Consider the following 13,078-nt stretch of genomic DNA (forward strand, 5'->3'; position numbering starts at 1 on the left):
TTTATAGAATAGGTAGGTTAACTTTAGATTTTACTTGAAAATGTTTTCAAATAGGAGGTAGAGGGTGTGTACAAAAATGTTTCTATTCTTGTTCCATTCAAATCAGATAACGGACCTCGAGCAAATAACTTTAATTGGATAAAAAAATTTTACCGTGAAATGATGACAGGTGTAGAAATTTGTATTGGCGAAAGTCGTACAACTCTTTTTTCACGATCGCAAGCAATTAATCATGCTGCTAAACAAGCAACAAATGATATTTTTGTTATAAGCGACGCAGATGTGATTTATGATCCCAGTATTATAAAAAAATCGATTGAAATTCTAGATGACCACACATGGGTGATTCCATATAATAAGGTTTTTTACTTAGCAAAAGAGAGAACAAACAAGATTTTGTTATCCGAACCAAGTTGGCCAGTGCGGCACCGCAATCAAGGGAGACTAATTCAAGCTTCCAAGGGTAGACCATGTGTTGGTGGCCTAAATGTTGTATCGCGAAAACAATTCGAATACATCGGTGGATTTGATGAGAGATTTATAGGATGGGGGTATGAGGACAATGCTTTTGCTACCGCGATGAATACGCTATGTGGACCTTATAAGCGGTTGAATCATAAACTCTATCATTTATGGCATCCAATAAAGCGAAATGGAAACAATAACGAACGATATGGAAAATATAATGAAGTAGACGGAAATATCGAAAAAATGAAGAAAATTATAAAAAATAGATATAGTTAACGAAAGTAATCGTTTTGTAAAGGAGGGCGAGATGAAGAAGAAAGATTTGCTAATTTATGATGTTAGCTGGTGGATTTTAGGAAGTAAAGCTCGTACGATTCAGCAATATCACCCTAATTTAGATATTATGTCGATCAATCAATTAAAACGAAGAGTGAATTCAAACGGATCGAAGAAAATAAATGATTCCTATGAAACCATTTCGACGCTCAGTTTAGGTATTGCTCAACAAGTAATGCATGCAAAAGTAAGAGTTGATTCTTCGCAAATTGCATCGTATCAGCGATTCTCTAAGAATGCAAAAACATATCGTGAGTGGTGTGATTCTATCGAACCGAATCATCTTTTTATTAAAAATGTAATTCAACGGATTGATAGACTAGGTGGAATTAATCGACACTTAGCTCAAACAGTAGAAAAGCTGTCTCCAGTTAGCAAAGTATCGTATATGAGACATTTTGTCGACTGTGCGCATTTCACACCGTTGTTGTTAGAAAGTAAGGTCAACCAAGCATTTACGATAGGTTGGTGTGGCGACCCAGAAAAGCCGATGAAGAATTATGCATCACTATATAAAAAAATACAGGCATCCTTCTTGCGAGATCCCAATGTTCAATTTGTTGAGGCTGTGCAAAAAAAGAGACGATCGCTCAAAGAAATGCCGGCGTTTTATAACTCTTTGGATTTGCTCCTTATTACATCTTCTAATGAGGGGGGACCGGCTCCTGCTTTAGAGGCATATGCTTGTGGCATCCCGGTTCTTTCAACAAATGTTGGGTATGTAAAAGAAGTTGCCAGCCCATTAGGGAAACAGTTCATACTAAATAGTATACAACCTGAAGATTTTATAAAAAAAATAAATGAATTAAAAAAAGATCAAGAGTTATTAAAGAAACTAAAAAAAGAAACGAGGAAAAACATCATTACCAATTGGTCTGTTGAAGAGAGAATAGACGATTGGTTACAAACGTTATTTTTAATAAAAAAATGATTAAAGATAGTGAAACTTAAATCGAGGGGGAGGAGCGAAGCGATGAACTGGAGACAGTATCAAGTAAACCCTATTCCAATCGGAAAAGGCTTATCCGGAAAGGTTTATCATGCCTATGATCGACTCGAAGACAGATTTGTTGCGATAAAAAGAATGGGAAATATTACAGAAGCCAAAAAAGAAGCAAATATTATGAAGCACTATGGCGTTTGTCCTTATTTACCTGTACATTACGAGTTATTTCTTTTAGATCAAAGAGCTTATTTAGTCATGGAATATATAGAGGGGAAACAACTTGGTTTTCATACTCCGACGAATAAACGGACGCAAAAACAAAGTGTGCAAATAACAATCAATATATTAAAGGGTCTGAGCCACCTTCATCAATCAGGATTTACTCATAATGATATTAAACCTAAAAACATTATGCTGAAAGGGAACTCATTTAAGACGGTAAAAGTTATCGATTTTAATTGGGGGAAAAAAATAAAAAATCGACAGTCTATCAGACAAGATCTCCACGATACTGCACTGTTGTGTATCGTCATGATAAAAGGTAGAAGTATTAAGAAAATAACAGGATTAGAATTGAAAAATAAGCAATTAATGTCTGTACTCATGAAAGCTATTAAATCAACACCTGAAAAGCAGTATCATTCTGCCCAACAATTCATGGAAGATTTAAGGAATTGTTCGACTTTGTAAATGGCAAAAGGAGGTAGTAATGAGGTGGTTCTTGAAGCAGTATCTTATATACACCGGTTGGGGAAAGGGTCAAGCAGACCACGTCCTCATCTATTTACGTGTAATGATGGACAAAAGTATGCCGTACGACTCATGATAGATAATAAATCGATTCGGCCGTTAGTGAACGAATTTGTTGCTTATCGATTAGCGGAAAGACTCGATCTACCTGTTCCAAAAACGAGTATTGTGCATGTATCCGATAATCTCATTCAAAACTCCTCTCGTTTTCCTAAAAATATTGTCCCAGGAAATCATTTTGGTAGCTTTTATTATATCGATACTATTTTACCTACGAAGAAATCGATCTTTAGATGTAGAAACGTTGATAAAATTGCTGATATGTTGCTTTTTGATATTTGGATTAATAATCGAGATCGAAACCTTACAAATATTCTAGTAAGAAAAAAGAAGCAAGATTATCAGCTGATATTAATCGATCACGATAAAGTTTTCAATCATCGGGACTGGAAAGGTGAAAACCTAATAAAGAATATGTCTGAAAACAAATTAGAATATAGATGGGGGAGAAACCAAAAGTACTTTAGAAATTTTATAAATAGCAAAGCGGCAGTTAAGAAATCTTTACGTAGAATAGAAGCATTACCAAAATCAGAAATTGCATTCATCGTGAATGCAATTCCTAAGGAGTGGTGTGTTTCAAGTAAAGAAAGAAATACTTTAGTTCGTTTTCTCGAATTGAGGAAATTTAGATTAGGGAAAGTAGTAAATAGGTTCTAATAGGACCATATATTTAAATAAAATTACGTAGCCTATTAATCAATTAAATTAATTATCTTTTCTGTTAGAGAGCTTAAACGCATTTCATATTTCCTTTTTGCACTATTCATTGTTTTCAAATACGTTATTCTATCGTTCATTAATACATCACTTTTTTCAAGGACTGATGCACCAAAGTTGGTTGTATCTGTCCGAACGACGAAATTTTCTAGGCCGAGAGATGTTGCAAAGTCATTACACTTCGCTCTATAACCTAGAGAAATAAATGGCGTACCAACGGCAGCAGAGAAGACATTAGCGTGTAATTTGAAATTCACAGTAAATGTACACTGCTCCAAGATATTGGATAATTGTGCTATGGGATATACAGAGTCAAGAACAATAAGATTCTTTTTGTTAGAGATTTGATTAGCGAGCTTTTTGATAGCGGGGATATCTTTATGCCACATGGAAAACAATACCACTGTATAATTTTCGGTTAGTTTGTTAGTTACGTTAACCATTTCTTCACTTATATACTGCTCATTACCACCATATAATCGATTATGTGTAGTTCCTAAATTGATTCCAATGATATTTTTCTTATCAATAATAGACTTAATGGCTTTACTCTTTATAGGTGTGGATTTAATTGATGATGTTAACAATAAGCCTGGGTCTCCGCATATTTGGGTACTGCTACTTTTGTAGCCGCAAGCTTTAAGAAATTGTGAAGTATGCGGACCTCTAAGTCCGACAAGTACACTTTTTTCCACTGCTTTCAGAATCAATTTTGCACTTTTAGGGAGGCGGTGATGTGCCTCCCCTGTCCATATGTCATCATTCATACCGTCTTTGCCAGATCCCCAAATTATTGTAGGAATACCGTTTTTTTGAGCGAACAAAAGACGTTTCGCATTTCGATATGTTAAAAGAGAGCCACCGCCAAGAACAACCAAATCAGGTTTGTATGCTAATAAGTCTTCGTTGGAAAAGGTTCCAGCATATTTAGAGTTCACTTCAATATTGAGTTCTTTTGTTGCTGAAAGAGCGTTTGTTTGTTCTACAAAAATATCGCGACAGACGTCATCTCCTAAGTTTCCGAATCCAACCCAACCAAGATAAAGTACTTTTTTTTTCATGCTAACCTCCAATCTTTACGATTTTTTCTCTGTAAACAGTGTCTGATATTTCACATCGATAAAATTTTCGTTTACTATTCCCGGTTTTTCCTAAAAAAGTAACTTTCGAAAATATCTCCTTTACTTCATTAGGAATGAAACGGTTGCTGTGGGTTTCAAAATAAACAATCTTGCTCGTATTTAACAAAATATTATCAGCGAGTGCTTTGTTATTGTTTATGTGTCTGTCTACTGAAAAAACGAAGAGTGTATCAAAATCACCTAGTTGATTCGGTTTTGAAAAATCGGCATTTTTGAAAAAGCAATTTTGAGCTAACATTGTATTAATACGAATTGCTCTTGTTATTAAATTCTTGCTGAAGTCAATGCCTACGACTTTTTTTGCCCCTTTTTCAGCAGTTAAAAAGCAATTTCCCCCGTAATTACAGCCAACATCCAAGATATTTTTATTTTCTATATCTTTAGGATTGATAAGTGAGAATCTTGAGAGTAAATCTTTCAAGTCTCTCCTTCCATTAACAATCTCTTTATTATCAATGATAATGCTTTGATAAGGTTTATTATTCCTGGCAGTTCCCCAACGTTCATCCGGTATTTTGATTATCTTTTTAATATGTTGTTTCATTGAGACTTCAGTGGCACGGACGCTTTTCTCTAAATATAAACAAATGGATGCCCGGTGATTGCCATCTAAAATAATCTGTTTTCCATCCATTCTCCGACAGATTTGAATGGGCTTCTTTAAACCATCAAATTTAATATCATTTAATAACGATTTAAAGGAGTTTATTTTCTTTAATCTTTTGGTTACTGTATTACTTTTTGGACGTTTTATTCTCCAAGATTGTTTTAAGTAGTCTTCATATATGTCTTCTTTTCCTAATAGCAGTTGATAATGGGGAGTTTCTGTTAGAGGTACGGTATGATAATTTTCTCCAAATAAGTTTACTGTGCCGACATGCTGTTGACCGAAGTACAATGTTTTTGGATCAATTAGTTTACCTTTCATTGATATGTGTTCCTTTCGATTGATTATTTAGTTTATTATTACTATAAATATCTCGAAACATTTTTCGTTTGTTTTTCATTTTCCAAATATCTGGGTAAGCAAAACCGTCCATTACATGTCCAATATCTAAAGCGACTTTGTTCAGTTTTCGAGCTACCATTGGACAAAGAATAAATCCAGACATCCCTGCACCGCATAATAAAATGTCCCAATCAGCTGCAGTTTTTTTAAGTTGGTTGTAAACGTGAGAAATGTCATCATAGTGATCGAGATTATAGGCATGCTTTACGATAATTTTTTTCTTTTGTAATTGTTTAACAGCATTAGAAGCTTCCCGCCCTATTAACGCGACACGTGAAGATTTTAATAGACGGTGATAATACCGTCTCTTATAGAGATCGTCACTGATAAAGGCATCGGTAATATATCGGGGAGTTATGTTGTGCTCTTTTAGATAGTCTTGTTGTTTGATGATTGTTCCTTTTCCGTTGGTACGAAGACCGACGATGTCAGCGTTTTTTAAAGCGTCATGCAAGTCAGTAACAAGGCTAGCTGGTGGCGGGTATGACACTCCAAAAAAGTCATATTTCTTCTTTTTGCTTTTCCAGCGCGTTCGCGATCTTTTACACAAAAATGTCGTAGGGACATCCCCAACACGGATTAATGCCAATGGCTTTTTATTTACAATAGCACGATTTATAATTGAGATAACCCTGTCAGGACGTAAACCTTTTCGTTGATATAATTCTTCTAGTCTTCCAAATCGATTCATTAAAACACCTCCGGAATATATTAATGAAGCTTGTTCTTAGTAATATCATATGAATATAGAGAAAAGATGCAACGGAGGTAAGAGTCTTTTATAAACCTATAAATTCTACAGATGTGGTGATATACCCTACTAGCGTTAATGACTAAAACATACCTGCGGAGACAATTCTCGAGAGAGCGACCTCACTCGAGGCAAGAGAGTTCTTAGTACACGGGAATGTAGGGCACTCTTTTAAAATCGATAACAAACTTTAAAAAGAGCCTAAATATCAAACAGTACTTTCATCCAATCATTTATTGTTTTTTCAATTGTCCAATACTTTTTGATATTTTCTCTAGAGCTTTTACCAATGTCTTTGAGAAGGCTGTGATTATCATTCAGACTATTTATTTTAGCTATGAAATCATTGGGTTTGTCACTATCTAAAATTAGCTGTTTTGCCTCAGTCGAAGCGGATTTTTTGACGTATCCAACATTCGTGGACAAAACGGGTACTCCACAGGAATAGGCTTCCATTGCAGGAGCTGGTCCACCTTCGTTTGCTGAAGTAATCAAGAGTAAATCCAAAGAGTTATAAAATGCGGGCATATCATCGATGGATTTAATATTCTCTTTTGTGGACTCTTTAAAGATGATGTTTGGATTGTTTTTAAAAGATTGAACAATAGGTTGATAAAGAGTGTTGTAGTTTTTACCGATTCGCCGTTTATTGCCAACCCATCCAATCACAAATTTATTGTTATTGGATTTTTTTTCTTCCGGTTTAAAGAGGTTACTATCAACAAAATGTCGAATATACTTTGTTTGTGGCGCATAGGTATGCAACGTATCTGTTAAATTTGGAGAGATCGCTCCTAGTCTATCGATTTTTTTTAATACGTTAGAGATAAAAGCTTGGTTCGGCTCTATTTTTCCCTTCCATTCTTTGAAAGTATCAATATTATTCGTGAAATAATTGAAGCCACCTACTTGTGAAGAATCTACTCTAATCTTCTTTCTCAGCAAGTTAGAAGCTGTTCCAATACTTAATGTTGATATGACATCGTACTTTCTATTTATCGTTTTCGCACCTCGGTTCTTTATCAATTGTTTCATGTCTTTTTCTGATATTATTTTTAAATAAGGGTGATGTTTTTCAATAATACGGGCTTTATATCCTAAAATCCACCAATCAACATCATAAACTAGTATGTGATTCACCATTTAGCTTCACCCACTTCTGTTTAGTTAAATCGTTTCTAAGTTTGCTTTCTTTGCCAATAAATCTTCTAATACAATCGACAAATTGTTCGACTCGAATTGCGGTTGTATGATTATTTCTCACCATGTTATAGCCTTGTTCAGTAATTTTATTTCGTAACTTTTCATGTTTTAAATAAAATCTAGCCTTTTGATAAAAATTCCGTTCGTTTATTTCTACAAATGTATCACCATCAATAAAACCTAAATCTTTCAATTCCTTGGATCCCGAACCTAATAATAATGTATTACATGCGGCGACTTCATAATATTTTGCAATAGGGTACTTATAGATGGAATCATCAGTAAAGAACATCTTTGCTTTGTTAATTTCTCGTGCGTATTTTTCCCCAATAAACGTCTTTGCTTTTTCTTTCTCTGTAAAAAAACGATACCCTGGGTGTCTGTGCCGCACGAATCCTTTAACTCCCTTCATTTCTCGAGCAATCTTAGTTCGGAAAGGATACGTACGTTGACTTAAAACACCCATTAAAAGATAATCGATTTCTTTTATTAGCCGATAATCTTTGAAAACAGGTGTAAATACATGATGTGGAAGCCAGACGAATTTATTCATATAGTTAGGGTGGAATTTTGCGAATCCATCACGGTATAAACTAAAGATCAAATCAATTTTATTTTCTTTCACGAGCTGTCGAAACACATCGTGATTTCCATGTAAGTCAGTATATAAAAACCCTTTTGGAATATTGACATCACCCAACCCTGTAATAGGTTTTGTTTTTTTTACGTCATCTAAATATATAAAATCAGGGGTGAAATTTAATTTGGCTAATATATCCTTGATGTTTCCACCATCAGAAATGTAATGAACATGAACGTCATCTCTTTTAGAAAGTTCTTTTTTAAAATATTCACGATTTTCTTTTATATAATTTTTTTGCACAACGGTTGAATAAAGGATTTTAATTTTTTTTTGTCTTTCGGAGCGATTTCTTATGAGATCTTTCATGTGTAACGGTAGTTTTTTTACTTTTTTATATCGTTCAATCTTTATATAGCCATCTTTATCATGAGTGAAAATTGGGGAATAAACATTGCTCCATTTTTTCAAAAAATGATAAATACATTCTTCACTTCTACTATTACTTTGTGCAATAGCATTCTTTTTTTTCACGTAATTTCTCGGCTTGTGATAGTTATAAAGGTATTGGTCAACCCATTGAAATCGATATTTATCAATTAGTTTGCAGCACATGAAACGATCTTCAACGATCTTTTCCTCTCCAGTTTGATTAATTCCCCATCCTTTTATGGCACGAACGGCTTCTGTTTTAAAACACCGAGGAATAAAAGGAGATGTTCCATTTTTTAAGAAATCGTATTTATTTTTATATTGATCATGTTTCATATTTCGAAGAACGGTCGTTTTTCTTTTTCTAATTTGGGATAGTTTACTGTTTCCATAAAATAATGCTGTATCTTTAGGAGAATGGTCAATCGCTTTTGCTAAGTTACTCAATGCATTTTTTTCTAACCAATCATACGGGTCAAGTTGCATAAAATAAGGTGTATTGATTTTAGAAAGTGCTGTATTCATAGATTCTGAAAAAGATTTATTTTTTTTTGTCGTGATTAAGCTGATTCTTTTGTCTGCTAAATTACGTTTCATTGCGTCAGGTAAAGCATCATTTAGAATGAAGACTTGCCAATGTTCATATGTTTGTCGTAAGACACTTTTCAGGGTTCTAACGAACGGTTTTTTACAATTAAAAGCAGGGATGATAACCGTAAATAAAGCTGATTTTTCCATCGCGTAATTCAAACCTTTCTTTAACTATTATGATCAGAAGGGGCCCCCCAGATGGTGATAATTTTCGAATTTTTTATATTTTTGAATGCATTTCGTGTATCAACAATTCTTTCGGCATTGTCAGCAATCAATTGATAATGATAACTATCATGACTGGTTAGTAATAATACACAATCAAATATATTGAGTTTGTCGTACCGTAAATCGATTGATGTGACGGTTTTGCCTGTATAATCCTTAAATTGTGGTACGTGTGGATCGTTATAATACACGTCAGCACCTTTTTTCTGTAAAGATTCATATACTTCTAGACTTGGAGATTCTCGAAGGTCACCTATATTAGGTTTATAAGACATACCTAATAATAAAATTTTAGATCCTTTTATAGGAGCACCTATTTCGTTTAGCACGTCACTTATTTTATTCAAAACGACATTTGGCATCTTCTTATTAATTTCTTGAGCCAAATCAAGATATCGACTATAAAAATTTAATCCTCTGCCTTTCCATGAGAGATACATAGGATCGAGAGGTATGCAATGTCCACCAATGCCTGGTCCTGGTGAGAAAGGCATAAATCCAAACGGTTTAGAACTTGCTGCATCGATAGTTTCCCAAATATCCAACCCTAGTCTGTCAGATAACATAGCCATTTCATTAATAAAGCCAATGTTTACACTACGAAAAGAATTTTCTAGTAATTTACTCATCTCAGCAATTTTAGGGGAAGAAACGGGAACGAGTGTTTCAACAGCACCTTTATATAAGCAAATCCCTAATTGTGTACATAATTTTGTCGTTCCGCCAATGACTTTAGGAGTGTTTTTTGTGTTGAAAGTTGCATTTCCTGGATCTACCCGCTCTGGTGAAAAACAAAGAAAATAATCTTTACCAACGATCCAACCGTTTTGCTGTAATTCTATTTCGATTAATTCTTCTGTAGTTCCTGGATAAGAGGTGCTTTCCAAGATGAGTAATGTTTCTTTCCTCATATATGTTTTTATTTGATTTACAACAGCTTCTATATATGTGACATCAGGGTGCTGATATTTCGTAAGTGGGGTAGGAACGCAGATACTTATCGAATCCAAGTCGCTTATGACAGAAAAATCATTGGTTATGATAAGTGTGTTATTATCAATGAATGTCTTAATGTCTTCCCCTCGAATCCCAGCAATATACGAATCCCCATTCTGTAAACGTTCAAGTTTTTCTTCATTGATATCAATTCCAAATACGGTGTACCCCTTTTGACAGAAGGCTAATGCCAACGGTAACCCGACATACCCAAGCCCTATCACACCGACATGTGCTGTTTTATTTACTAATTTAGTCTGTAAATTTTCTTTCATTTCAAACCCTTCCTTCACTTCTTATTAATCTCTATTTTCTGTTAGATTTACAATCCATTTAATGATACGAGTTACAGAGAACGTATCATTTTTCTCACTTCAATCGAGGTTTTTTCTCTTTCAATACTTTCACAGCCTTACTTAATTTTCTAGGTAATGGAAGACCTGCTTTTCCAGCGTTTTCAATAATACTTATTAGTTCATTTGTAATATAGAATATGATGACTACTTCCCTTATGAAAGGACCATTGCCCAAAAGCATATCAACAAAGTGACCAACAGATACGAGTGAAAAAATTAAAACTTTTGTTGCAATTCCTTTTAATCCATACTGACTATTTAATGATTCGTTGATCCATGCAGAGATTATACCGGTGAGATAATCGAGCACAACGACTGCTACTAGAATGGTTAAAAGGGATGACCATGTTCCATACATAAAAGTCGCGACAGCTCCTATAACAGTAACAATGCATTTAAATATAGTTTCGATTTTATTACACCACCAATCACTAACCTAATTTAATGTATAAAAAACTAAATGTTGATTTACATAGTTAAATTATGTGAGTTTATTCAAAGGTGATTGTACAAATTGGAAAGACTTTAAATTCGTGAATTTTATAATTAAAATTTCTTGGATGATGGAAGCTAAAAATGGAGAATTCTCTAGAATGTGTCCTTAATAAAAATGAAAACAAACAGGCAGTTTAAACAGAAGGAAGAGTGGAAGGAAGGTTGAGAAAATTAGATCCTAGACCGCACCAGTCCGAATCCCTAACGGATTCGGACTGTTTCACAATTTGAATGCCACAAAAAGTCCGACTTACCTCGTTAATTTGGACTTTTTTTCGCGACAAGCAATCGTCTCTGTTCCGTACAAGCATCGGGTACGGAAAGGTTTCGCCTATAGTAGAACGAGTGTCCCTTGTAAAAGTGGTGTGAGAAATTGATTTGTTTATCCTGGATGTATAGCACTTCTTAGTGCTTTATGAATAATTACGGTTAGATTACTAGTAAAATTCTAATTGCTTGAATTGGGGAAGATAATCATTAATAAACCCTAATGACTTAGTATGTCATTAGGGTTTATTTCCGTTAAGTTTACCAAATTTAATGAATGCGATTTCGTCTTCAATAAGACCGCATGCACCACATTGAACTCTGTAATCATCGCCGTTGTAAGCTATATGGAAAGCATCCAAATCACCTTTTGTATATTCATTTAGAATTTCTCCAGATTTGGGATCTAGCTTGACCGACGTTACTACTTGTTCAATTAAATTAAACCGAGACCGATTAGTTTTGCAACTTGGACAAAGATAGGAATTAGTCACTCATACCACCCTCCAGTTCTTAGTTTATCCAATTTTAGCGTATTCATTAATACACCTGAAAAGATTTATAAGTACTAACCGTTAGAGGAGTTGAAACAGGACTTAGTAGTCAAATATAAAGGAAGCAAAAGAACAATGTCCTTTGCTTCCCATCGGTTTAGCCTTTATTTCTGTAGAAACGATCTCTTACTTTTTTCAATCTTGCGTGATAACGTAAAATATCTAATCTTGCGGCTTCTGCTTCACCATTTTTAGGGCGAAGTTTTTCTAATTCCCAATAATCAACAATCACATCTAACACTTGATCAAAGTATTCTAATGGACCATAATTTGCTTCCTTTGCGATGATCGACATTCGATCATCGAAATCAGGCATAACTGCACCAGGCATCTGGAAATTCTTGATAACATGTCCTAAGTAGTAGCAATAATTAGGTTCTAGTTGGAGATGGTGTTTAATGACATCGCGATAGAAAGCATAATGTAATGTTTCATCTTTCGCTAAGCGCCGAAGCATCGTAGCTAAATCTTTGTCATGTGAATTAGCTAGCTTTGCTACGTTCGTATAGAAAACCATTGTAGCCAATTCTTGTAACGTAGTATACACCATTGTTTCAAATGGGGTTTCGAAGTCAGGATCAAATCCGCTTTCCACCGTTTGTTTATGTAGCTGGTGTAAGCGCATTGGTTCTACGTTTCGTGTAATTAACAGATAGTTTTCTAATAAATTGGAATGCTGATCTTCTTCTGCCGTCCAGGTATGAACAAAATCTCTAATCACAGTTAGAGAGCCTTTGAAGGTTTGGTCTAAGTGTGATGTGAACCATGGGAGGTTAACTTCAGTTAACAGCGCTGTTTCTACAGCAGTAATAATGTTTCTTGGTAACGTGACCTGACTTTCGTCCCAAGGTACCCTCTTAAAGCTTTTTGCCTTGTCCCACGGTAAAAATTCGTGGTATCCCCAGTCTATTTTTGCAGCTCTTACCTTATGTTCTTCGTACATTTCAATTAGTTTAGGTTCTAGTCTGAAATCTAAATGATTTGTTAACAAAATATTTCCTCCTCTTATATTTCGAAATCAAACTACTATTTACACTATTCAAAAAGTATAAACCTCTTGCGTTTGATTATACATAATTTTAGTAAACATATCTGCTTTTTTGCATTAAAATATTCAAATACGGATGCAAGAGGACTGCGTGTGACTAGTGAAGAAGTCCTTTATAGAAAGAATTGATTCCACGAGGAGTCCGT

At 34.6% G+C, this 13,078-nt stretch carries 13 protein-coding genes; 4 read left to right on the forward strand and 9 right to left on the reverse strand.

Annotation, left to right across the window (positions count from 1 at the left end; translation table 11 throughout):
• The first annotated feature begins 66 nt into the window (after nucleotides 1-66).
• Genes ACM26V_RS02465 through ACM26V_RS02480 form a run of 4 tightly spaced genes read left to right on the forward strand, consistent with a single transcriptional unit; the run spans nucleotide 67 to nucleotide 3,220 of the window.
• Entirely contained in the window at nucleotides 67-744 is a 678-nt protein-coding gene (locus ACM26V_RS02465) for a galactosyltransferase-related protein (protein WP_416149882.1), read from the forward strand.
• Between the two features lie 31 nt (nucleotides 745-775).
• Nucleotides 776-1,735 carry a glycosyltransferase gene (locus ACM26V_RS02470; RefSeq protein ID WP_416149883.1) on the forward strand — a complete coding sequence of 320 codons (960 nt, stop codon included), beginning with the start codon at nucleotides 776-778 and terminating at the stop codon, nucleotides 1,733-1,735.
• Between the two features lie 42 nt (nucleotides 1,736-1,777).
• On the forward strand, nucleotides 1,778-2,440 hold the full coding sequence (locus tag ACM26V_RS02475; protein ID WP_416149884.1) for a protein kinase domain-containing protein: 663 nt from the start codon (nucleotides 1,778-1,780) through the stop codon (nucleotides 2,438-2,440).
• The gene (locus ACM26V_RS02480; RefSeq protein ID WP_416149885.1) at nucleotides 2,441-3,220 is read left to right on the forward strand and encodes a HipA family kinase; all 780 of its coding nucleotides are present in this window, start codon (nucleotides 2,441-2,443) and stop codon (nucleotides 3,218-3,220) included. It begins immediately after the preceding gene.
• A gap of 35 nt (nucleotides 3,221-3,255) precedes the next feature.
• Here ACM26V_RS02480 and ACM26V_RS02485 read toward each other — a convergent pair whose 3' ends face one another.
• From ACM26V_RS02485 to ACM26V_RS02525, 9 genes are all read right to left on the reverse strand, one after another.
• Nucleotides 3,256-4,341 carry a polysaccharide pyruvyl transferase family protein gene (locus ACM26V_RS02485; RefSeq protein ID WP_416149886.1) on the reverse strand — a complete coding sequence of 362 codons (1,086 nt, stop codon included), beginning with the start codon at nucleotides 4,339-4,341 and terminating at the stop codon, nucleotides 3,256-3,258.
• Nucleotide 4,342: 1 nt separating this feature from the next.
• A complete protein-coding gene (locus ACM26V_RS02490) occupies nucleotides 4,343-5,350 on the reverse strand; it encodes a methyltransferase domain-containing protein (RefSeq protein WP_416149887.1) in 1,008 nt (335 codons plus the stop codon).
• Entirely contained in the window at nucleotides 5,340-6,122 is a 783-nt protein-coding gene (locus ACM26V_RS02495; RefSeq protein WP_416149888.1) for a GT-D fold domain-containing glycosyltransferase, read from the reverse strand. The genes ACM26V_RS02490 and ACM26V_RS02495 overlap by 11 nt, the downstream gene beginning before the upstream one ends.
• 261 nt (nucleotides 6,123-6,383) lie before the next feature.
• The gene (locus ACM26V_RS02500) at nucleotides 6,384-7,325 is read right to left on the reverse strand and encodes a glycosyltransferase family 4 protein (protein WP_416149889.1); all 942 of its coding nucleotides are present in this window, start codon (nucleotides 7,323-7,325) and stop codon (nucleotides 6,384-6,386) included.
• Nucleotides 7,300-9,147 (reverse strand): glycosyltransferase, encoded by a 1,848-nt coding sequence (locus ACM26V_RS02505; RefSeq protein ID WP_416149890.1) that lies wholly within the window; start codon nucleotides 9,145-9,147, stop codon nucleotides 7,300-7,302. The genes ACM26V_RS02500 and ACM26V_RS02505 overlap by 26 nt, the downstream gene beginning before the upstream one ends.
• Before the next feature lie 8 nt (nucleotides 9,148-9,155).
• Complete coding sequence (locus ACM26V_RS02510) at nucleotides 9,156-10,487, reverse strand: nucleotide sugar dehydrogenase (protein ID WP_416149891.1); 1,332 nt, start codon at nucleotides 10,485-10,487, stop codon at nucleotides 9,156-9,158.
• Between the two features lie 94 nt (nucleotides 10,488-10,581).
• A complete protein-coding gene (locus ACM26V_RS02515) occupies nucleotides 10,582-10,926 on the reverse strand; it encodes a holin family protein (RefSeq protein WP_416149892.1) in 345 nt (114 codons plus the stop codon).
• A gap of 643 nt (nucleotides 10,927-11,569) precedes the next feature.
• Nucleotides 11,570-11,824, reverse strand: a complete 255-nt coding sequence (locus ACM26V_RS02520; protein WP_416149893.1) for a DNA alkylation repair protein — start codon at nucleotides 11,822-11,824, stop codon at nucleotides 11,570-11,572.
• A 157-nt stretch (nucleotides 11,825-11,981) separates the two neighbouring features.
• Nucleotides 11,982-12,875, reverse strand: coding sequence for an acyl-ACP desaturase (locus ACM26V_RS02525; RefSeq protein ID WP_416149894.1), 894 nt, complete (start codon nucleotides 12,873-12,875; stop codon nucleotides 11,982-11,984).
• Nucleotides 12,876-13,078 lie beyond the last annotated feature (203 nt).

Origin of the sequence: Salipaludibacillus sp. HK11, assembly GCF_047795645.1 — a bacterium.
In the GTDB taxonomy this organism is placed as follows: Bacteria; Bacillota; Bacilli; order Bacillales; family Salisediminibacteriaceae; genus Salipaludibacillus.